20 protein-coding genes are annotated in these 20075 nt (G+C 67.1%); 10 read left to right on the top strand and 10 right to left on the bottom strand.

Going from position 1 to position 20075, the window contains the following annotated elements; translation table 11 throughout:
* Positions 1–16: 16 nt before the first annotated feature.
* The 5 genes from ACX12D_RS13545 (at position 17) to ACX12D_RS13525 (ending at position 4748) form a co-directional block, all read left to right on the top strand.
* Positions 17–1417, top strand: coding sequence for an amino acid permease (locus tag ACX12D_RS13545; RefSeq protein WP_459371479.1), 1401 nt, complete (start codon positions 17–19; stop codon positions 1415–1417).
* A 185-nt stretch (positions 1418–1602) separates the two neighbouring features.
* Complete coding sequence (locus ACX12D_RS13540) at positions 1603–2910, top strand: MFS transporter (protein WP_441635049.1); 1308 nt, start codon at positions 1603–1605, stop codon at positions 2908–2910.
* On the top strand, positions 2907–3863 hold the full coding sequence (gene hutG, locus ACX12D_RS13535; protein WP_459371478.1) for a formimidoylglutamase: 957 nt from the start codon (positions 2907–2909) through the stop codon (positions 3861–3863). The genes ACX12D_RS13540 and hutG overlap by 4 nt, the downstream gene beginning before the upstream one ends.
* 193 nt (positions 3864–4056) lie before the next feature.
* Positions 4057–4329, top strand: coding sequence for a type II toxin-antitoxin system Phd/YefM family antitoxin (locus ACX12D_RS13530; protein WP_459371477.1), 273 nt, complete (start codon positions 4057–4059; stop codon positions 4327–4329).
* A 71-nt stretch (positions 4330–4400) separates the two neighbouring features.
* Positions 4401–4748, top strand: coding sequence for a PIN domain-containing protein (locus ACX12D_RS13525; protein WP_459371476.1), 348 nt, complete (start codon positions 4401–4403; stop codon positions 4746–4748).
* Between the two features lie 93 nt (positions 4749–4841).
* Here the strand turns inward: ACX12D_RS13525 and ACX12D_RS13520 are convergent, their stop codons facing one another.
* Complete coding sequence (locus ACX12D_RS13520; RefSeq protein WP_459371475.1) at positions 4842–6518, bottom strand: L-lactate permease; 1677 nt, start codon at positions 6516–6518, stop codon at positions 4842–4844.
* Between the two features lie 427 nt (positions 6519–6945).
* Here ACX12D_RS13520 and ACX12D_RS13515 point away from each other — a divergent pair, with 427 nt between their 5' ends.
* Positions 6946–7599 (top strand): LysE family translocator, encoded by a 654-nt coding sequence (locus ACX12D_RS13515; RefSeq protein WP_459371474.1) that lies wholly within the window; start codon positions 6946–6948, stop codon positions 7597–7599.
* Between the two features lie 21 nt (positions 7600–7620).
* On the opposite strand, the gene ACX12D_RS13510 is transcribed toward ACX12D_RS13515, so the two are convergent.
* The 8 genes from ACX12D_RS13510 to ACX12D_RS13475 form a co-directional block, all read right to left on the bottom strand.
* The gene (locus tag ACX12D_RS13510; protein ID WP_459374020.1) at positions 7621–8265 is read right to left on the bottom strand and encodes a glutathione S-transferase family protein; all 645 of its coding nucleotides are present in this window, start codon (positions 8263–8265) and stop codon (positions 7621–7623) included.
* A gap of 156 nt (positions 8266–8421) precedes the next feature.
* The gene (locus ACX12D_RS13505; protein ID WP_459371473.1) at positions 8422–9609 is read right to left on the bottom strand and encodes an aminotransferase-like domain-containing protein; all 1188 of its coding nucleotides are present in this window, start codon (positions 9607–9609) and stop codon (positions 8422–8424) included.
* Between the two features lie 39 nt (positions 9610–9648).
* Entirely contained in the window at positions 9649–9978 is a 330-nt protein-coding gene (locus ACX12D_RS13500) for a DHCW motif cupin fold protein (RefSeq protein ID WP_441635037.1), read from the bottom strand.
* 104 nt (positions 9979–10082) lie between these two features.
* A complete protein-coding gene (locus ACX12D_RS13495) occupies positions 10083–10541 on the bottom strand; it encodes a RidA family protein (protein WP_035873879.1) in 459 nt (152 codons plus the stop codon).
* An 11-nt stretch (positions 10542–10552) separates the two neighbouring features.
* Complete coding sequence (locus tag ACX12D_RS13490) at positions 10553–11491, bottom strand: DMT family transporter (RefSeq protein WP_459374019.1); 939 nt, start codon at positions 11489–11491, stop codon at positions 10553–10555.
* An 82-nt stretch (positions 11492–11573) separates the two neighbouring features.
* Positions 11574–12212, bottom strand: a complete 639-nt coding sequence (locus ACX12D_RS13485) for a LysE family translocator (protein WP_459371472.1) — start codon at positions 12210–12212, stop codon at positions 11574–11576.
* Positions 12213–12229: 17 nt separating this feature from the next.
* Positions 12230–12946 carry an alanyl-tRNA editing protein gene (locus tag ACX12D_RS13480; protein ID WP_459371471.1) on the bottom strand — a complete coding sequence of 239 codons (717 nt, stop codon included), beginning with the start codon at positions 12944–12946 and terminating at the stop codon, positions 12230–12232.
* Between the two features lie 78 nt (positions 12947–13024).
* On the bottom strand, positions 13025–13717 hold the full coding sequence (locus ACX12D_RS13475; RefSeq protein WP_459371470.1) for a VOC family protein: 693 nt from the start codon (positions 13715–13717) through the stop codon (positions 13025–13027).
* A 234-nt stretch (positions 13718–13951) separates the two neighbouring features.
* Here ACX12D_RS13475 and ACX12D_RS13470 point away from each other — a divergent pair, with 234 nt between their 5' ends.
* The 3 genes from ACX12D_RS13470 (at position 13952) to ACX12D_RS13460 (ending at position 18135) form a co-directional block, all read left to right on the top strand.
* Positions 13952–15373 carry an aminotransferase-like domain-containing protein gene (locus ACX12D_RS13470; protein ID WP_459374018.1) on the top strand — a complete coding sequence of 474 codons (1422 nt, stop codon included), beginning with the start codon at positions 13952–13954 and terminating at the stop codon, positions 15371–15373.
* Positions 15374–15548: 175 nt separating this feature from the next.
* Positions 15549–17462, top strand: coding sequence for a molecular chaperone HtpG (gene htpG, locus ACX12D_RS13465; protein ID WP_459371469.1), 1914 nt, complete (start codon positions 15549–15551; stop codon positions 17460–17462).
* Between the two features lie 154 nt (positions 17463–17616).
* Complete coding sequence (locus tag ACX12D_RS13460) at positions 17617–18135, top strand: DNA-deoxyinosine glycosylase (protein WP_459371468.1); 519 nt, start codon at positions 17617–17619, stop codon at positions 18133–18135.
* A 152-nt stretch (positions 18136–18287) separates the two neighbouring features.
* Here ACX12D_RS13460 and ACX12D_RS13455 read toward each other — a convergent pair whose 3' ends face one another.
* Entirely contained in the window at positions 18288–18983 is a 696-nt protein-coding gene (locus tag ACX12D_RS13455) for a P-loop NTPase family protein (RefSeq protein ID WP_459371467.1), read from the bottom strand.
* 274 nt (positions 18984–19257) lie between these two features.
* On the opposite strand from ACX12D_RS13455, the gene ACX12D_RS13450 reads away from it, so the two are divergent.
* Positions 19258–20013 (top strand): tetratricopeptide repeat protein, encoded by a 756-nt coding sequence (locus tag ACX12D_RS13450; RefSeq protein ID WP_459371466.1) that lies wholly within the window; start codon positions 19258–19260, stop codon positions 20011–20013.
* The last annotated feature ends 62 nt before the right edge of the window (positions 20014–20075 follow it).

Here is a 20075-nt window from a genome sequence, read left to right as displayed (position 1 = left end):
ATTCGGAGACAAATAGATGCAAGAGCAGTCGCAAGGCCTGCAGCGCGGCCTCAGCGCCCGTCATATCCGCTTCATGGCGCTCGGATCGGCCATCGGCACGGGACTTTTCTACGGCTCGGCCTCGGCCATCCAGGCCGCGGGACCGGCGGTGCTGCTGGCCTACGTGATCGGTGGTGCCGCGGTCTACATGGTGATGCGCGCGCTGGGCGAGATGGCGGTGCGCAATCCGGTGGCGGGTTCGTTCGGCCAGTACGCCAGCACCGGCCTGGGGCCGCTGGCGGGTTTCCTGCTTGGCTGGACCTATGCCTTCGAGATGATCGTCGTTTGCCTGGCGGACGTGACCGCCTTCGGTATTTACATGGGCTTCTGGTTCCCGGACGTGCCGCGCTGGATCTGGGTGCTCGGCATCGTGTTCCTGATCGGCGGCCTCAACCTGCTCAGCGTCAAGGTGTTCGGTGAGCTGGAGTTCTGGCTTTCGCTGCTGAAGGTCGGCGCCATCGCTGCGATGATCGGCGGCGGCGTTGCCATCATGCTGTTCGGTTTCGGCATGGCCGACGGCGGCGTTGCCACCGGCATCCACAACCTCTGGGCGCACGGCGGCTTCATGCCCAACGGCATTGCTGGCGTGATCGCCTCGTTCGCCGTGGTGATGTTCGCCTTTGGCGGCATCGAGATCATCGGCATCACGGCCGGCGAGGCGCGCGACCCGGAGCGCGTGATTCCGCGTGCGATCAACGCGGTGCCCCTGCGCATCCTGCTGTTCTATGTGCTGACGCTGGCGGTGCTGATGTCTCTCTATCCTTGGCACCGCATCGGCAGCGAGGGCAGTCCCTTTGTGCAGATCTTCAGCCGGCTGGGCATTGGCTCGGCCGCCGCGTTGCTCAATGTCGTGGTCATCTCCGCCGCGGTATCCGCCATCAATAGCGACATCTTCGGCGCTGGCCGCATGCTGTACGGCATGGCGGTGCAACGGCAGGCGCCACGCATCTTCGCCAGCGTATCGCGCAAGGGCGTGCCCTGGATGACGGTGGTGGTGATGGCCTTCGCCTTGCTGGCCGGCGTGGTGCTCAACTACGTGATGCCCGAGGACGTGTTCACGCTGATCGCTTCCATCGCCACCTTTGCCACGGTTTGGGTGTGGCTGATGATCTTGCTGTCGCAGGTCGCCTTGCGCAGGCGCATGAGCCGCGCCGAGGTGGCGGCGCTGAAGTTCCCCGTGCCGTTCTGGCCGGTAGCGCCGCTCGCGGCCATCGCCTTCATGCTGTTCATCTTCGGCGTGCTTGGCTGGTTCCCGCAGACCCGCGCGGCGCTGCTGGTAGGCGCGGTGTGGCTGCTGCTGCTGGTGGTGGCGTGGTGGTGCTGGGGGCGCCCGCGCGACCAGGAGGGGGCGCCTGCTTCCTCCCTTGCGGCGGACTGAGACATGCGCGGACCATGCCTGGGCATGGTCCGCGTTGCCTGGCATCCGTCTAGCCGGATGCCAGGGTAACCGGCAGCGCACGCCAGCCCCGCGCGCTGCCGTAGTGGCGCGAACAACACCCGCTCTGGGTTGCGCTCACCGCCCGCTTGCGGGCGGCCAGGATTTTCTTGCTTCGGAGTTTCATCATGTCCATTGACAACACCATTCCCGGCATAGCGGCGCAGCATGCCGCCACGGCCCGGCCGCTGTCCAGGTTCAAGTCCATCGCGGCCATCACCGTCGGCAACGGCCTGGAGTTCTACGACTTCGTGGTCTACAGCTTCTTCGCGACGCTGATCGGCCGCCTGTATTTCCCGGTCTCCGATCCCACCGGGCAGTTGCTGTTGTCCTTCGCCACCTTCGGCGTGGGCTTCCTGATGCGCCCGCTGGGCGGCCTGCTGATCGGCATGTATGCCGACCGTGTCGGGCGCAAGCCGGCTGTAGCGCTGACGCTCTGGCTGATGGGCCTGAGCTCGGTGATCTTCGTGGTGACGCCGACGTATGCGCAGATCGGCATGCTCGCGCCGATCATGATCCTGCTCGCGCGCCTGGTGCAGGGCTTTGCCATCGGCGGGGAGATGGGTGCCTCCACGGCACTGCTGCTGGAATATGCCGACGACCGCTCGCGCGGCTTCTATACCAGCTGGCAGCCGTTCAGCCAGGGCCTGGCGGCGCTGTTCGGCGCGCTGGTTGGCCTGCTGCTCAGCAATGTGCTGGAGCAGCAAGCACTGGAGGCATGGGGCTGGCGCCTGGCCTTCGTGATCGGCATCCTGGTGATCCCGGTGGGCCTGGTGATTCGCCGCCGCCTGGAAGAGACGGCGCCCGCCGCCGGCGAGTCGGAGCACGGTTCCACGCTGCAGCTGCTGCGTGAGCATGGGCGTGCGCTGGTGGCCAGCATCCTGCTGATGATCGGCGTGGCGTCGTCGACCTATATCGTGGTGTACTACCTGAGCAACTATGCCGTTAGCCAGCTGCATATGCCGCTGTCGCTGGGCATCTGGGCCGCTTGCGTGGCCGCTGCCGTGCAGGTCGTGCTGTCGCCGTTCGCCGGCTGGCTGAGCGACCGGGTGGGCCGGCGCCCGGTGGTGCTGTGGTCGCGCGTGGCCTTGCTGTTGATGATCTACCCCGCTTTCGTGCTGATCAACGCCGAGCCCGGCCTGACGCGCCTGCTGCTGGTGGTGGGCTGCCTCTCGGTGCCGATGTCGATGACTTCACCCGCGTCGATGGTGCTGGTCAGCGAGGTGCTGCCGCAGCGTATGCGCGCCACCGGCCTGTCGATTGCCTACTGCGTGGCGATTGCCATCTTCGGTGGTTTCGCGCAGTTCTTCTCGACCGAGCTGATCCATCTCACCGCCAATCCCAATGCGCCCGCGTTCTACGTGATCGGCTGCGGCCTGATCTCGCTGATCGGCCTGGCGATGGTGCCGGAAACCCTGGGCCGCCGCCTGTCATGAGCGAAAGGGATCCAAAGGCCGCAGCGCCGAGCAGTATCTGGCACGGCCGCAGCGATGCGGGCGAGCTGGGCGACACGCGCCGGCTGTTCAATGTCGTGCGCGCGCAAGGCGCCGAGCGCGTGCCCGGCGCACCCGTGCTGCTGGGCTTTTGCTGCGACGCTGGCGTGCTGCGCAACCAGGGCCGTCCCGGCGCGGCCGGTGGCCCGCGCGAGATCCGCCGCGCGCTGGCCGGCATCCCGGCCCATGGCCTGGAAGCGTTCCACGATGCGGGCGACGTCGTCTGCCACGATGGCGATCTCGAGACGGCGCAGCAAGCGTTGGCAAAAGCGGTCGCGGCCGAACTGGGGCAGGGTGCATTCCCGCTGGTGCTCGGCGGTGGCCATGAGATCGCCTGGGGCACCTGGCAGGGCCTGCGCGCGCATCTCGATGCGCGTGGCGATCACGGCCGCGTGCTGGTGATCAACCTCGATGCGCACTTCGACCTGCGCACCGGCCGCCCCGGCAGTTCGGGCACGCCATTCGACCAGATCGCGCAAGCGTGCCGCGAGCGCGGCGAGCGCTTCGAGTACGCCTGCCTGGGCGTGAGCCGTCTCGGCAACACCGCAGCGCTGTTCGCGCATGCCAACGCGCTTGGCGTGCACTATGTCGAGGACGTGCAGATGCAGGAACGGCACCTGGACGCGCGGCTTGCCGAATTGCAGGGGCTGATGGATGCGGTCGATCACGTCTACCTCACGATCGACCTGGACGTGCTGCCGGCGGCCGTGATGCCGGCAGTCTCGGCGCCCGCCCCTTATGGCGTGCCCCTGCCCGTGGTGGAGGAGGTGGTGGCGCTGGTGCGCGCCAGCGGCAAGCTGCGCGTGGCGGACCTGGCGGAGTTCAATCCGCTCTATGACCGCGACACCTGCGGCGCTCGGGCTGCGGCGCGGCTGGCTTACCGGTTGATGGCCTGAGGGCCGCAAATACGGTGCGCGCAGTGAGGAAAACCCCCGCCGATAGTGGTGGGGTTCTTTCTTCGGGTTTCAACGGCTGGCTTGCTGCGGCCGGCGCTCAGGATCAAGCAGGTGCCGGTTAGCGCCGTACGCCGGCACGCGGCGGCTCAATCTTGTACAATTGAATTGTACATTTCGAGCAGGGAGCAACGCTATGCAAACCATTCCATTTTCGGAGGCAAGAGCGCATCTCGCTGATGCGCTTCGGGAAGCGGAAAGTGGGCAGGAACCGCTGCTGATCTCCCGGCGCGGTCAGCCGGCTGCCGTGTTGATGTCCTGGTCGCAATACCGGCTGCTTGTCGGTTCCGCGTCTGGCTTCTTTGGCCGTTTGAGCGAATGGCGCAGCAAGCACGTGCAACCGGAAGATGAAGCCGACCCATTCGAGCATGTGCGTCAACCCGGCGACGGGCGTGACTTCACATGGTGAGCGCTGCGAGTTGGCTGCTGGACACCAACATTGTCTCGGAGGCAATGCGGCCAAAGCCGGATGCAGGGGTCATGGCGAATCTGGCCCGATTTGATGGCGAACTGGTTATTCCGGCACCGGTTTGGCATGAATTGCGTTATGGCTGGCTGCGTATGCCGGATGGCCAGCGCAAGGACGCAGTTGGCCGTTTCGTGCAGGAAGTGGCGGGCAGCTTGCCGGTCTTGCCCTATGACAGCGCCGCGGCACGGATCCATGCCGAGATACGCATTTCGCGGGAGCGGGCTGGGCTGAGCCTGCCCTTCGTGGATGGACAGATCGCATCCGTCGCGATGGCGCACGGCCTGACGTTGGTGACGCGCAATGTCAGGGATTTTGCCGGGCTGGCGGGCTTGCGGCTGGCCAACTGGTTTGGGGGCTGAGCGCGGGCTCCGGCGCCCAGCCCGCGTTTCGGCTTCAGTCTGGCCCCGCCCATGCACGAGCGGGGCCTTTTTCATGGCCGCTGGTTTGCCAGCCTAGTGAATCACCATCTGCGTGAACGGATGCACATAGGCCTGCAGCGTAATGAACAGCCCCACCAAGATCGCCAGCGCGATCGAGTGGAAAAACACATAGCGCAGGATCTCGCCTTCGTGCCCGTACCACTTGGTGGCGGTGGACGCCACCACGATGGACTGCGCATCGATCATCTTGCCCATCACGCCGCCCGAGCTGTTGGCCGAGGCCATCAGGATCGGCGATAGGCCCAGCTGCTCGGCGGTGGTTTTCTGCAGGCCGCCAAAAAGCACGTTGGAGGCGGTGTCGGACCCGGTCAGCGCCACGCCTAGCCAGCCCAGCATGGTGCCAAACAGCGGGTAGAGCACGCCGGTGTGGGCAAACGCCAGGCCCAGCGTGGCATCCAGGCCTGAGTAACGGGTCAGGTAGCCCACGCCGAACATCGCGCAGATGGTCAGCAGCGAATATTTCACCAGCTTGATGGTCTCCCAGTATTCCTTGACGAGGCGCGGCACGGAGTAGCCCATCAGCAGGCCGCCGAGAATGCCGGAGACCAGGATGCCGGTGCCGGCCATCGACAACACGTTGAAGGTGAAGACCGCGCCCTCGGCAGTGGCTTTGGGCACTACCGGCGGCACCTTGAACACGGCTTTGTCGAGGCCGGGGATGGGGAATTTCCATTGCCACAGGCCGTCCATCAGCTTCTTGAATTCCGGCACGCCCCAGACGAAGACGAACACGGTCAGGATCACCCAGGGCATCCAGGCCTTGACCACCGAGATGCCGGTGGAGGCGGCGCTGGCGCGGGCTTCGGCGGCCACCGCTTCGGGGTCGTCGACCTTGGAGTCGTCCTTGCGGCCGAGGATGCGCGTGGAGGTCCAGATTTCCTTGGGCTTCCAGACCTTCAGGAACAGCGTCAGGCTGCCCATCGACACCAGCGCGGCAATCACGTCCACCAGCCAGGGGCCGTGGTAGTTCGACACCAGGAACTGCGGCACGGCAAAGGTGACGCCGGCCACCAGGATCGCCGGCCAGATCGCCAGCATGCCGCGGAAGCCGGCAAAGGCCCAGATCAGCCAGAACGGCACGAGCACCGAGAAGAAGGGCAACTGGCGGCCGACCATGGCCGAGAGATGCAGCAGGTCCAGGCCCGTCACCGCGGACAGGCCGATCAGCGGCGCGCCCAGCGCGCCGAAGGCCACTGGCGCGGTATTGGCGATCAGCGCCAGGCCGGATGCCGCCAGTGGCGAAAAGCCGAGGCCGATCAGGATGGCGCCGGTGACCGCCACCGGCGTGCCGAAGCCCGCGGCGCCTTCGAAGAAAGCGCCGAAGCTGAAGGCTACCAGCAGCAGTTGCAGGCGGCGGTCTTCGGTGATGCCGGAGATCGAGTTCTGCAGCACCTTGAAGGAGCCGTTGATGGTGGTCAGCCGGTGCAGGAAGATGATGTTCAGCACGATCCAGCCGATCGGGAACAGCCCCGAAGCGATGCCAAGGCCGGCGGCCTTGCCGGCCATCGCGGCGGGCATGCCGAACACCGCGGAGGCAATGACCACGCCGACCACCAGCGCCAGCCCCGCGGCCAGGTGGGCCTGCAAGTGAAAGAAGGCTAGCGCCGCCAGCAGTACGGCGACGGGAATCCCTGCTGCCAGCGTGGACAATGCCAGGCTGCCTAGCGGGTCATAGACTTGGGTCCACACGATGAATCCTCCTCGGGTTGGGGCGACAGGTTGCTTTTGTCTTTTGTATCAGGCCTCTTAGGCCCAGGCTGCCGTGTCGTCTTTTTTGTCCGGGCGCGCATTGCCAACCTGCCAACCGAGCGACCGGCAAACTCCGGATTTTAAGGATGGGTTCCTGCCGCGCTGCCCTAAATCCGGTCACCGTCATCGTGAGCCGGATTCATGGCTCAGGGTTTGCCTGGGGGGCAGGTTGGCGCACTCGCTGCCTTATTGGCAGAGTACTCCAAACCACTCGATACGCAAATGTATGCTGGCCAGGCCCGTGGTGGCAGAATGTGCCGGTCGTCCTTTTGCGCCTTGGCGCTGCCGATAAGCCGACCGGTCCGGCATGAAAGGTGGCGTTCCTCGTTCCCTGTGCCTCGTTCCCTGTTTCCGAAGGAGCATTGCCATGCTGCCCATCCTTCCCGGCGGTCACGTGCTTGCCGCTTTCCTGCTGTCCAGCCTGTTGCTTGCGGTGACGCCGGGGCCGGCGGTGATCTACATCGTCGCGCGCACGCTGTCGCTAGGCCGGCTTGCCGGCCTGGCTTCGGTGACGGCCGTGGTGCTGGGCAACCTGGTCAATGTGCTGGCGGCCGCGCTGGGCCTGGCGGCGCTGTTCGCGGTGTCGTCGCTGGCCTTTGCCGTGATGAAGTACGCCGGCGCGGCCTACCTGGTCTACCTGGGGGTGCGCGCGCTGCGCGCGCGACCGGCCGCTGCTGCGCAGGCGGACCCGGCTGCTGGCAGCGCCGGGCTGCGGCGGGTGTTTCGCGATGGCTTTGTGGTGGCCTTGTTCAACCCCAAGACCACATTGTTCTTCGCTGCCTTCCTGCCGCAGTTCATGGACCCCGCCATCGCGGCGTTGCCACAGAGCGTGGCCCTGGGCGGCACCTTCGTCCTGATCGCCGCCACCACCGATTGCTGCTATGTGCTGGCCGCGGCGGCGTTGTTGCCCCTGCTCGCGCGCGCCAGGGGCGCGCAGGCCGTGGGCCGCTACCTGACGGGCGGCGCGCTGATCGGGCTGGGGCTGCTTGCCGCGGTGTCGGGCGGGCGCAACAGCAAATAAATCAGCAAATAAGGAGGCGGCTCAGACCAGCGGCAGCGTCAGGATGCTGCGGGCGGCAGGCCGTGCACGCATGGCCGCTGCCCAGCGCTCAAGGTGCGGGCGGGGCTGGTGTGTGACCGGCAGGCCCAGCCAGCGGTGGGCGGCGCAGGCAACCGGGATGTCGGCCATGGTGAAGCGGTCGCCGCAGATGAATTCACGCTGCGCCAGGGCTTCGTCGAGCCGGGCCGCGAGCGGTTCGGTGCGCTCCAGGGAGCGGGCGATCAGGTCGGGGTCGCGCTGCTCGGCGGGCAGCCGCACCAGATGGCGGAATGCGTCGACCATGGCCGGGCTGAAGGCGTTGGTTTGCCAGTCCATCCAGCGGTCGGCCTGCGCGCGCGCCTTGACGTTGCCGGGCCACAGGGTGTCCTCGCCGTCGTGCGCGCAAAGGTAGCGCACGATGGCATTGGATTCCCACAGCACAAAGGGCTCGCCGCCCACGTCGGTGCCGCGGAAATCCTCGATCACCGGGATGCTGCGGTCGGGGTTGAGCCGGACATAGGCCTCGGTATCGAGGTCGCCCTCGCTGACGCCAATGTCGATGCGTTCGTGATCCAGGTGCAGCTCGCGCGCGCACCAGACCACTTTCTGCACGTTGATCGATGAGAGTCGACCCCAGATACGCAGCACGAAGACCTTCTCCTTAAGGCGTGGGCCGCGCATGCGCAATGCCTGCGCGTTCACGGCCCGGACTGACAGGCGATGGCCGTTATCTTGCCATGAAGCCCGCCAGCCCGGTATCAGCCAGGAAACGTATCCGTGCCACGCGTGTCGCTCAAGCGACGCTCAGGCCGCCTTGGCTTGCGGCGCGTGCCTGGCGATGGCTTCGCGGAACAGCGTGCCGAGGATGGCCACGCCTTGCTCGATGCGCTCCGGCGCCACCGTGACAAAGGCCAGGCGCAGCGCATTGCGGCGCGGGTTGCTGGCGTAGAACGGCGCGCCCGGCACATAGGCCACATTGCGGTTGACCGCTTCTTGCAGGATCTCCATGCTGTCCAGGCCTTCGGGCAGCTCCATCCAGATGAACATGCCGCCCTCTGGCGCGTTCCAGGTTACGCCTTCCGGCATGTGGCGCGCGAGCGAATCCAGCATGGCCTGGCACTGCGCCGCGTAGAGCGTGCGGATGGTGGGGATATGCGAGTCCAGCAGGCCATCGCGCACCACTTCATAGGCAAGGCGCTGGGTGAAGCTGGGCGTATGCAGGTCCGACGCCTGCTTGGCCTGGCACAGCTTGAAGTGCAGCTCGGGCGGGGCGATCACGAAGCCCAGGCGCAGGCCGGGGGCCAGGATCTTGGAGAACGAGCCCATGTAGATCACGCCGTCGGGGTTCATCGACAGCAGGCTCGGCAATTGGTCGCCGCTATAGCTCAGTTCGCCGTAGGGATCGTCCTCGACCAGCAGCACGCCGAGCTCGCGGGCGCGGGCCACCAGGGCCTGGCGGCGCTCCAGCGGCATGCGCCGTCCGGTGGGGTTCTGGAAGTTGGGCAGGGCGTAGAGGAAGCGCGCGCCGGCGGTCAGCTCGGGCGTGAGCGATTCCGGCAGCAGGCTCTTGTCGTCGCCCGGCACCGAGACGAATTCGGGCTCGAACAGCGAGAAGGCTTGCAGCGCGCCGAGGTAGCTGGGCGTTTCCACCAGCACCGGGCTGCCCGGGTCGATCATCACCTTGGCGATCAGGTCCAGCGCCTGCTGCGAGCCGGTGGTGATCAGCACGCGCTCCACGTCCACGTTATGGCGCTTGGCGATGAATTCGCGCAGCGGCATGTAGCCTTCGGTGGCGGCGTACTGCAGGGCGGCTTGCGGGTTGTCGGCGAAGATCCGGGCCACCGCTTGTTCCATGGCCGCTACCGGGAAGGTGGCCGGCGACGGCAGGCCGCCCGCGAAGGAAATAACTTCCGGACGCTCGGTCACTTTCAGGATTTCGCGGATGGCCGAGCTGGTCAGCTGTTGCGCCCGGCGGGAGATGGCCCAGTTCATGATGTTCTCTTGGTGTGTGGGGAGTCGGGTTGGCTCGACTCAGTCAACGATAAAAAGCCGCGCCCCGGTCGGGGTGGACGAACGGTGCGGCTCGGCCTGGTCGGCGACCTGGTAGCTCGTGCCCGCGCGGAGCACGAAATGCCGGCCGTCTTCCAGCTCGGTATGCAACTCGCCTTCCAGCACAAAAAGGATGTGCCCTTTGGTGCACCAGTGATCGGCGAGATACCCGGCAGAATACTCCACCATGCGAACGCGGATGTCGCCGAACTGGCGGGTGCGCCAGAGGGCTTCCCCGGCGTCGCCGGGGTGGCGGGTCGGGGTGATGTCAGACCAGTCGGTGGTGCCGAAAGGCAGGTTGTCGATGCGCATGGGTGGGAGGTGCCTTCAGTTGGTCGGGCGCAGGGCGGGGGGTATCCCCCGGTCCCTGGCCCTACTTCAATTCACTTTGCTCTGCCTTCTAGCGTGACGCAGGCTTACTTCACTTCGACGATCATCTCGATCTCGACGCAGGCGCCCAGCGGGATCTGCGCTACGCCAAAGGCGCTGCGGGCATGCTTGCCGGCCTCGCCGAAGACTTCCGCCAGCAACTCCGAGGCGCCGTTGGTCACCAGGTGCTGCTCGGTGAAGTCTTCCGTGGAATTGACCAGGCTCATCACCTTGACGATGCGGGTGACGCGGTCCAGGTCGCCGCCCAGGTGGGTGTTCAGCGTGGCGAGCAGGTCCACGGCGATGCCGCGCGCGGCAACCTTGCCGTCTTCGGTGCCCAGGTCCTTGCCCAGCTTGCCTACCCAGGGTTTGCCATCCTTGCGGGCAATGTGGCCCGAAAGGAATACGGTGTTGCCGGTTTGCGCGGCCATGACGTAGGCGGCGGCCGGTGCGCCAGCGGTGGGCAGTGCGATGCCAAGGCGGGCAAGGGTGTCGTGAACGGACATAGGGTCTCCAGTCAGAGGGATCGTGCCGTAGGGGCAGGGTGGGGTTCTTCGACGGCGCGCGCGGGCATGGGACTCGCGGGCGCGCTGCGCACGGCGGTACGGCGGCCCAGGGCCACCACGCCGATCACCGCCACCGCAAACGCCAGGGTGACGGCATCGAGCGGCTCGGCCAGCAGCAGGGCGCCGCCCGCCAGCGTGAGGAACGGCTGCAGCAATTGTATCTGTCCGACGCGCGCCACGCCGCCTTTTGCGAGCCCGGCGTACCAGAACAGGAAGCCGATGAACATCGAGAATACGGAAACATAGCCCATGCCAAGCCAGGCGCGCGGCGAGGCGGCTGCGATCTGGCCGGCATGCGCAAGCCCAAGCCACGCCACCACCGGCAGCAGCAGCGGCAGTGCCACGGCCAGCGCCCAGCTGATGGTTTCCAGCCCACCGAGCTCGCGCGACAGCTTGCCGCCCTCGGCATAGCCCAGCGCGCCCAGCACCATCGCCGCGAACAGCAGCCAGTCGGCATGCTGCAACCCGCCGGCGCCCTGCCACAGGGCAAAGGCGACCACCAGCGCACTGCCGGCGGCCGCCGACAGCCAGAACGCCGGCGATGGCCGCTCGCGGCCGAACCACGCGGCGAAGACCGCCGTGGCCAGCGGCAGCAGGCCGGTGATGATGGCGCCGTGGCCGGCCGGCACTTCACGCATGGCCAGCGAGGAAAACAGCGGAAAGCCCACCACGACGCCCAGCGAGGTCACCCCCAGGCGCCACCACTGGCCGCCCCGGGGGCGGCGCGCGCGGGCGAAGGCGCCGCGCTGCCACAGCAGCACCAGCGCCAGCAGCGCCGCCACCACGGCACGGCCGAGCGCGACGAAGGTGGCGTCCAGCTCGGCCACCGCCATGCGCGTGAAGGGCAAGGTCTGGCTGAACACGGCGACGCCGACAAAGCCAAGCAGCATGCCGCCGCTGTGGGTGTCGGCAGGGGCGCTAGCGATGGGTTGGACAGAGGTGGGTTTGGCAGCCATGGCGTTCGAGTTTGAGTCAGTGCAGGGTGGGCCGGCCGGCCAGCGCAATCCACAGCGCCGTGAGTGCCAGCGCCAGGCCCATTGCGCGGTTGAACCAGCGGATGCGGTGGCCTACCTGCAGCCATTGCCGCAGCGTGGCGCCAATCACGCCGTACACGCCATTGCTGACAAAGCCGAACACGGCGAACACCGCGCACACCAGCAAGGCCCGATGCACTGGCGACTGCGCGCCCGCCATATACGAGGCGGCCGTCGCCAGCGCCAGCATCCACGCCTTGATATTGGCGTACTGCAGCACGGCCGACTGCCACACCGACAGCGGGCGCAGCACCTGCTTGTCCGACAGCGCGGTGCTGCGCGCCAGTTTGAGCGCCAGCCACAGCAGGTAGAGCACGCCGGCGGCATGCACCAGCAGCGCTAGCGCCGGGCTGGCCAGGATCAGCGCGCCCACGCCCGCCGCGCACAGCGCCAGGATGCTGGCAAAGCCGAACGCTACGCCCACGCAATGCGGCAGCGTGGCGCGCAGGCCGAAGTTGGCGCCGGTGACCGCGGCAATGGTCGTGTTGGGGCCGGGCGTGAAGGCGCCGACCGCCATCAGCGACAGCAGCGCGGCGAACTGGGCGGCCGACAGCCCGGTGAGCAGAGCGGGGTCCATCTATGGTCCTGCCGCTCTCACGCAGCGAACTGCACGACCACGCGGCGGTTGGTGCGGCTCTTCTTCTCGATCTTGGTCACCAGCACGGCGCCGATCTCGCCGGTGGCCGCCACATGGGTGCCGCCGCAAGGCTGGCGGTCCACGCCGGGGATGTCGATGATGCGGATGACGCCGCTGCCAGCAGGCGGCGCCGCGCCCACCGTGCGCACCAGCTCGGGCTGCTCGGCGAGTTGCTCGGCCGTGATGCGCTCCACCTGCACGCGGCTGTCGGCGCCGATCAGCGCATTGAGCTGCTCGGTGAGCACAGCCTTGTCGAGCGTGGATTCCGGCAGGTCGAAGTCGATGCGCGCCGAGTCGGGCGAGATGCCGCAGCCGGTCACTGGCACCGGGATCAGCGAGCCCAGCAGGTGCAGGCAGGTATGCAGCCGCATCAGCCGGTGGCGGCGCTCCCAGTCGATCGTGACGGCCACGATGTCGCCCGGCTCCGGCAGCGCGGTACCCGGCGCCGGCACGTGCAGGATATGGCTGCGGTCCGGTGCGTACACGGTTTCCAGCAATTCGATGGCCGCGCCGTTGGCCAGCTTGAGTGTGCCGGTATCGCCCGCCTGGCCGCCGCTGCGCGCGTAGCACACGGTCTGGTCGAGCTCGATGCCTTCAGCGTGCACGGCTACCACGGTGGCGGTGCAGCTGCCGAGATAGGCGTCGTCGTCGAAGCGTTTGCGGGTGGCGGACATCAAAGGGTCTCCTTGGCGGTTGTTCTTGTGGTTGCAGCTTCTTTTGTGTCTTGCGGCGCGCGGCAGGCGGCGCTAGCTTCAGCGCAGCGTACGCACGCCATCGGGCGTTTCTATCTCCGCGCTTAGTTCCGCGAGCGTGGATGCTTCGGGGACGAACTGGGTGCCGCCCAGCCATTGCAAGGCCTCGGCCAGCCGTGCGGCCTGCGGGTGGCGCGCCCGCAGCGAGCGCAGCGCCAGGCCCTGGTTCGGCAGCCGGGACGACGGATGGGTCGATACATCCCACTGGATCAGCGTGGGGAGGACGCCATCGCCCGGCGTCGCCGCGCCGTCCGTAGCCTGTGCATCGTCAGCCGGCCACGCGGGCAGGCTGCCGTCTTCCGGCACGCTGATGCGCCAGCGCAGGTCGCCACGGGTCATCGGGATGACCGGCGCGATACGCGTGGGGTACTGCGCCTGCCACAGGGACAGGTCGGTGGGGCGTTCCACCCGCGCGACCCAGTGCATCAGGAAGGGACCATGGCGCAGGCGGGTCTGCACTGCCTCGGTGTCCAGGCCGAACCAGCGCGGCCGCGTCGGGGCGGGTGCCTCGGGGTCGATGGCGATGACTTCCAGGTAGATGCCGCCGAACAGGCCGAGCAGGCAATTGTGGGTGCCCATGCCAGGGTGCGCGCCGCCCGGCTGGGGCGTCACGCCGAGCGCGTCGGCGACATGCTGCGCCCCCGCTTCAAGCGTGGGCGCGGCGATCACGAGATGGTCGAGGGCAATGGTCATTGTGTGTTGATGGTAGACAAGGTTGTCGGTACAGTACCGATACAGTTATGCAGAACATTCTCAGTACAGTGGTGGGAGCAGGGCATGAACAGCAGGGAACCGGTTGCGCCAGGGCTCAAGGATAAAGGAGCCGCGGCAGGCAAGCAGGAGGGCGCGGCGTTCCACGCTGGCGAACAGGCTGGCAAACAGGCTGGCAAACAGGCTGACGAGCAGGTGCGCTCATTGCGCCTGGTCATGCCGCCCCCCACCGAGCGCATGCCCGACCCGGTGCCCTCGGCGCAGATGACGCTGGTGGAGCAGTTGACCGAGTGGGCGCGGCTGCGCATCGACGAGCGGGTCTTCCGCGCCGGCATGCGCATGCCCTCGATCCGCCAGCTCGCGCAGGAAAAGGGCATCTCGCGCTTCACCGTGGTCGAGGCCTATGAGCGGCTGGTGGCGCTGGGCTATCTCGAATCCCGCCGCGGCTCGGGCTTCTATGTGCGCGAGCGCACGCCGCAAGTGGCGGCGGTGGCCCCGGTTTCGACCGGCGCGCGCAACATCGACGTGACCTGGCTGCTGCGCAGCATGTTCCACTCGACCGAGCCGCACAAGTCGCCTGGAATGGGCTTCCTGCCCAACGACTGGCTCGACGGCGACCTGATCGCCAGCGCGCTGCGCGGCCTGGGGCGCCAGCCGGGCAGCCACTTCCTGGCCAGCGGCACGCCGCAGGGCTTCCTGCCGCTGCGCCAGCAACTGCGCAACCGCCTGGCCGAACTGGAGATCGGCGCCACCCCCGAGCAGATCGTGCTCACCTCCGGCATCACCCAGGCGCTCGACCTGATCGCCCGGCTCTACCTGCGCCCCGGCGACGCCGTGCTGGTGGGCGACCCGGCGTGGTTCGTCATGTTCGGCCGCTTCGCCGCCCAGGGCGCGCAGCTGATCGGCATGCCCTACACCGCCGAGGGCCCGGACCTGGAGGCGCTGGAGCGCATCCTGCAGGCGCGCCGCCCACGCCTGATGGTGATCAACTCGGTGCTGCACAACCCCACTGGCACCTCGCTGTCGGCCGCCAAGGCCTTCCAGCTGCTGCGCCTCGCCGAGCAGTACGACCTGCTGATCGTCGAGGACGACATCTATTGCGACCTGTGCCCCCCGGGTCACTCCGCCACCAGGCTGGCCAGCCTGGACCAGTTGCGCCGGGTGATCTACCTGGGCAGTTTTTCCAAGACGCTGGCCGCCAACCTGCGCGTGGGCTTTATCGCCGCCCATCCGGAACTGGTCGCCAGCCTGACCGACAGCAAGCTGCTGGCGGGCCTGGCGTCGCCGGAGATCAACGAGCGCGTGCTGTACAAGGTGCTGACCGAAGGCCACTACCGCAAGCACGTGGAGCGCGTGCGCAACCGGCTCGACCGGGCGCGCGACGAGACCCGGCGCACCATCGAGCGGATGGGCCTGTCGCTCTTTCCGGGCCAGCACGCCGGCATGTACCTGTGGGCGGACACCGGGCGCGATACCAACGCCATTGCCGTCGCCGGGCATGAGGAGGGCTACCTGTTCGCCCCCGGCAGCTTGTTCTCGCCGTCGCAGATGCCGTCCGGCTGGATGCGCTTCAATGTGGCCAGCAGCCAGGACCCTGCCATGCTGGCTTTCCTGGCGCGCCAGCTGGAGCGGCGCTAACCGGGGGCCTAAGCGGTGCCTGACCGGGTCATGTCTTGAAAACCGGTCGGATGCCCTTATGTTTCGGGTCACCGGCCTGACGCCGGCCCGCAGCCTCCCTCCCGGGGCGCCGGCCCGCCACATTGCCTAGATTCCCAAATCAGCCAAGTTAGCCAAGATTGTTAAGAGGAGAACCATGACCGCACCGCACGAGACGATGAGCTTCCAGGCGGAAGTGAAGCAACTGCTGCACCTGATGATCCACTCGCTGTACAGCAACAAGGAAATTTTCCTGCGCGAGCTGGTTTCGAATGCTTCCGACGCCACTGACAAGCTGCGCTTCGAGGCGATTGCCAACCCGGCCCTGCTCGAGAACGACGCCGACCTGGCGATCCGCATCGAGGCCGACGCCAAGGCCCGCACGCTGAAGATCACCGACAACGGCATCGGCATGAGCCGCGACGAGGCGATCCGCAACCTTGGCACCATCGCCCGCTCGGGCACCAAGGAATTCTTCCAGCAGCTCTCCGGTGACCAGCAGAAGGATGCTGCCCTGATCGGCCAGTTCGGCGTGGGCTTCTATTCGGCGTTCATCGTGGCTGACAAGGTCACCGTGGAAACGCGCCGCGCCGGCCTGCCCGCCAGCGAAGCCGTGCGCTGGGAAAGCGCAGGCGACGGCGAGTTCACCGTCGATGCCATCGATCGTGCCGAGCGCGGTTCCACCATCACGCTGCACCTGCGCGAAGGCGAGGACGATTTCCTCTCCGCCTGGAAGATCAAGGGCATCATCCAGAAGTATTCCGACCACATCTCGCTGCCGATCCGCATGCCCAAGGAAGTCTGGGATGCCGAGACCAGCGCCTACAAGGAAACGGGCGAGTGGGAGAGCGTGAACCAGGCCAGCGCCCTGTGGACCCGCTCCAAGTCGGACATCACCGAAGAGCAGTACACCGCTTTCTACCAGCACATCGCGCACGACAATGAAGCGCCGCTGGCCTACACCCATAACCGCGTCGAAGGCCGCAGCGAATACACGCAGCTGCTGTACGTGCCGGCGCGCGCGCCGTTCGATATGTGGGACCGCAACCACAAGGCCGGCCTCAAGCTCTATGTGAAGCGCGTCTTCATCATGGACGATGCCGAGCAGCTGCTGCCGGCTTACCTGCGCTTCGTCAAGGGCGTGGTGGATTCGGCCGACCTGCCGCTCAACGTGTCGCGTGAACTGCTGCAGGAAAGCCGCGACGTGAAGGCCATCCGCGAAGGCTGCACCAAGCGCGTGCTGTCGATGCTGGAAACGCTGGCGGACAGCGAGGACGAAGCCGAACGCGCCAAGTACACCACCTTCTGGCAGCAGTTCGGCCAGGCGCTCAAGGAAGGCCTGGGCGAAGACGCCGCCAACCTGGAGCGCATCGCCAAGCTGGTGCGCTTTGCTTCCACGCATCAGGACAGCGCCGAGCAGAGCGTGGCGCTGGCTGCCTACGTGGGCCGCATGAAGGAAGGCCAGGACAAGATCTACTACGTCACGGCCGATAGCTGGGCCGCCGCCAAGTCGAGCCCGCACCTGGAAGTGTTCCGCAAGAAGGGCATCGAAGTGCTGCTGCTGACGGACCGCGTGGACGAATGGATGCTGTCCTTCCTGCGCGAGTTCGATGGCAAGGAACTGGTCTCGGTGGCACGCGGCGACCTGGAGCTTGGCGCGCTGGCCGACGCCGACGAGAAGGCCGAGCAGGAAAAGGCTGAAGGCGACTGGAAGGACGTGCTGGAACGCGCCAAGGCCGTGCTGGATGGCAAGGCCAAGGACGTGCGCGTCACGCTGCGCCTGACCGCGTCGGCCTCCTGCCTGGTCTCGGATGAAGGCGACATGAGCGGCTACCTGCAACGCCTGCTGAAGCAGGCTGGTCAGAAGGCACCCGACGCCCAGCCCATCCTGGAGCTGAACCCCGACCACGCGCTGGTGAAAAAGCTGCGCGCGCTGGCGGAGGCCGGTCCCACGGACGACGCCTTCGGCGACCGCGTGCATGTGCTGTTCGACCAGGCCCTGCTGGCCGAGGGCGGCACGCTCGAAGATCCGTCGATCTACGTGCAGCGCGTCAACAAGCTGCTGGCGTAAGCGTAGCGGGTTTGCTCACTTGCTCCCCTTTCCCATGTGTGCGCAGTTATGGGAAAGGGGGCGGAGCAGAGGGCGGGCGCCGGCATCAAGCTGACGCACACAAGCCGCGCAGGCGCCTGTCCTGTCCTCCCCCGGGGCCAAGTACACTCACCCCATGCCAGTCCCATCTCCCGCATCCCCTCCGCTTCTTCCCCCCGATCTACAGCAAGGCCTCGCACCGGTCATCGATCGGCACATCCGCGTGCTGGTGCTGGGCAGCTTTCCCGGGGCGGCGTCGCTGGCGGCGCAGCAGTATTACGCGCATCCACGCAACCAGTTTTGGCCGCTGCTGGGCGCGCTGACCGGCGAGCCGCTGGCTGACTTGCCTTACGCCGATCGGCTGGTGCGGCTGCTGTCCCATGGCATCGGCGTGTGGGACGTGCTCGGCGCCTGCGTGCGCGAGGGCAGCCTGGACTCCAATATCCGCTATCCGCAGGCCAACGATTTCGCACGGCTCAAGGCGCTGGCGCCTGCGTTGCGCCGCGTCGGCTTTAACGGCGGTACGTCGGGTCGTTTCGCCTCGCAGTTCGCGGCGGCAGGCTATGAGACGGTCGTGCTGCCCTCATCGAGCCCGGCACATGCGGCGCGCAATTTCGAGCAGAAGCTGGCGTTGTGGCGTGCGCTGCTGAACTAAGCACCGAGTTTCGCGCTGGCGGGCCAGCCGGACAGCAGCCTGAGCCTGGACGTCGGATCGCGGATCGCGGGTCGAGGGCATCGGCCGCCCGCGTGTCGAGCACTCTTTGATTCCGACGTGCATCGATGCGATGCTCAAGGTGCCCGATCCACTCACAACGCCAGCGCTGCCATCTCCCCATAAGCCCGGTTCAGCCAGACCTTGACGCGCTGGCGCTCCAGCATGCCGAGCCCGGTGGCGGCGCGATCCGGATGATTCACTGCGGCCCAGAAGCTGGTGCTTTGCTGGTCGATCTTCTGCATGGTGGTATCGGGCAGGTGGCGCAGCGTCATCACGCTGGCGCCCAGCGCTTCGGCGCGGGCGCGTTCACCCGAGGCTTCCAGGATCTCGAAGCGGTCGCCGCGGACTTCATTGAGGACCAGCACCAGCTTGATGCGGCCGCCGAACTGGTCAAGCCACTGGCGCAGCAGGTCGACCGAGTCGCGGCCTGCATCCATCACATGCCACCAGGTGAGCGTCAGGCCATGCTCTTCGGCCAGCGCCAGCACGTCGGCGTCGTCCATCCATGTTGCGAGTGCGTGCTGCGTCTGGGCCGCGAGGTCGACCAGGATGCGCCGCTGCGGGTCTTCCACGGCGTGCTCGATAATGGGGTCCAGGCTGTCGTGCTTGTCCAGCACGGCGGGCGCGGCAAAGTCGGCATAGAAGCGCAGCAGGGCGCCGTGCGACTTGTCGGTGTCGAAGCCCAGGAAGGGCATGCTCCGGTCGATAAAATGCTGGGCCAGCAGGCGGGCGACGAGCGATTTGCCGACGCCGCCTTTTTCACCACCGATGAAGTGGATGTAGCTCATATCTGCGGATCCTTTGTCGTGGAGGGCCAGGTTGGAGGGGGTGTCCCGGGTTTTGGTAAGGTAATCCCGGCAGGTAAGTCAAGAAGGTAAGCCAGGAAGGTAAGCCAGGAAGGTAAGCGCAGAACGTGGACGCAAAACAGCCTTACCGTAAAAGGCATTTGTGACAGTAGCAAGTAGCATGCCGCATCGGGCACCCCGGCCGCATCTGTCACAATCACGGCCATGCATGCCGGTGGAAGGTCCGCCGGCCAACGCTTTGCAGGATAGATAGACAATGCCGTATCTAGGAATTGGTTTTCACGTCATCATCGCCGTGTTCTTCGCCGTGCACGCGGTGCGCACCCAGCAGAACATGTACTGGCTGCTGATCCTGTTCGCCTTCCCGGGCCTGGGCAGCGTGGTGTATTTCTTCGCCATCTACCTGCCCGGGCTGCGCCAGACGCGGGGCGCGCGGGCCGCCAAGCGCGCCATCGGCCAGTTGGTCGACCCCAACCGCGCGGTGCGCGAGGCGCGCGACGCGTTCGACCGCGCGCCCACCGTGGATCACCGCATGCGCCTGGGCGCCGCCTTGCTTGAGGCCGGCGAGCCCAAAGCCGCGCTGGAACACTATGAGGCTGCCGCCAGCGGACCGTTCGCCACTGACCCGGCGCTGCTGCTGGGGCTGGCGCGCGCGCAGTTCGCCACCGGTGGCCATGCCGCTGCCGTGGCAGCGCTGGAGCGCTTGTTCGCCGCCCAGCCCCAGGCCCGCCAGCAAGCGGACCCTGCATTGCTGTACGCTCGCGCGCTGGCCGCGTCGGACGCGCCCGGCACGCGCGCCGCATTCGAGCAGGCGCTGACCTGTGCCAGCGATGCCGCCGCACGCTGCCTGTTTGCCGACTGGTTGACGGTACGCGGGGAGCCAGCCGACCGCGAGCGCGCCCAGGCGCTGTACGCGGAGATCGTGCACGACGGCAAGCACTGGCCGCGCCACGCCCGCGAGCACAACCGGGAGTGGCTGCAGCGTGCCCAGGGCGCGCTCGGCAAAGCCTGATCCCGGATCGATCCGAACCGACTTACGTGCTGCCCCGGTGGGCGGCACGCCTACACGCATTC

The sequence above is a fragment of the Cupriavidus sp. PET2-C1 genome, assembly GCF_054515855.1.
This window is presented reverse-complemented; position numbering and strand designations above follow the sequence as displayed.

What these genes read in the sequence shown, in the direction of transcription:
- ACX12D_RS13450 (WP_459371466.1), top strand. Translation starts at nt 19,258, where the DNA reads ATGCCGTATCTAGGAATTGGTTTTCACGTCATCATCGCCGTGTTCTTC.
- ACX12D_RS13525 (WP_459371476.1), top strand. Translation starts at nt 4,401, where the DNA reads ATGGCGAATCTGGCCCGATTTGATGGCGAACTGGTTATTCCGGCACCG.
- ACX12D_RS13475 (WP_459371470.1), bottom strand. Translation starts at nt 13,717, where the DNA reads ATGACCATTGCCCTCGACCATCTCGTGATCGCCGCGCCCACGCTTGAA.
- htpG (WP_459371469.1), top strand. Translation starts at nt 15,549, where the DNA reads ATGACCGCACCGCACGAGACGATGAGCTTCCAGGCGGAAGTGAAGCAA.
- ACX12D_RS13460 (WP_459371468.1), top strand. Translation starts at nt 17,617, where the DNA reads ATGCCAGTCCCATCTCCCGCATCCCCTCCGCTTCTTCCCCCCGATCTA.
- ACX12D_RS13485 (WP_459371472.1), bottom strand. Translation starts at nt 12,212, where the DNA reads ATGGACCCCGCTCTGCTCACCGGGCTGTCGGCCGCCCAGTTCGCCGCG.
- ACX12D_RS13495 (WP_035873879.1), bottom strand. Translation starts at nt 10,541, where the DNA reads ATGTCCGTTCACGACACCCTTGCCCGCCTTGGCATCGCACTGCCCACC.
- ACX12D_RS13545 (WP_459371479.1), top strand. Translation starts at nt 17, where the DNA reads ATGCAAGAGCAGTCGCAAGGCCTGCAGCGCGGCCTCAGCGCCCGTCAT.
- ACX12D_RS13480 (WP_459371471.1), bottom strand. Translation starts at nt 12,946, where the DNA reads ATGTCCGCCACCCGCAAACGCTTCGACGACGACGCCTATCTCGGCAGC.
- ACX12D_RS13470 (WP_459374018.1), top strand. Translation starts at nt 13,952, where the DNA reads ATGCCGCCCCCCACCGAGCGCATGCCCGACCCGGTGCCCTCGGCGCAG.
- ACX12D_RS13540 (WP_441635049.1), top strand. Translation starts at nt 1,603, where the DNA reads ATGTCCATTGACAACACCATTCCCGGCATAGCGGCGCAGCATGCCGCC.
- ACX12D_RS13515 (WP_459371474.1), top strand. Translation starts at nt 6,946, where the DNA reads ATGCTGCCCATCCTTCCCGGCGGTCACGTGCTTGCCGCTTTCCTGCTG.
- ACX12D_RS13500 (WP_441635037.1), bottom strand. Translation starts at nt 9,978, where the DNA reads ATGCGCATCGACAACCTGCCTTTCGGCACCACCGACTGGTCTGACATC.
- ACX12D_RS13530 (WP_459371477.1), top strand. Translation starts at nt 4,057, where the DNA reads ATGCAAACCATTCCATTTTCGGAGGCAAGAGCGCATCTCGCTGATGCG.
- hutG (WP_459371478.1), top strand. Translation starts at nt 2,907, where the DNA reads ATGAGCGAAAGGGATCCAAAGGCCGCAGCGCCGAGCAGTATCTGGCAC.
- ACX12D_RS13455 (WP_459371467.1), bottom strand. Translation starts at nt 18,983, where the DNA reads ATGAGCTACATCCACTTCATCGGTGGTGAAAAAGGCGGCGTCGGCAAA.
- ACX12D_RS13490 (WP_459374019.1), bottom strand. Translation starts at nt 11,491, where the DNA reads ATGCTGCTTGGCTTTGTCGGCGTCGCCGTGTTCAGCCAGACCTTGCCC.
- ACX12D_RS13505 (WP_459371473.1), bottom strand. Translation starts at nt 9,609, where the DNA reads ATGAACTGGGCCATCTCCCGCCGGGCGCAACAGCTGACCAGCTCGGCC.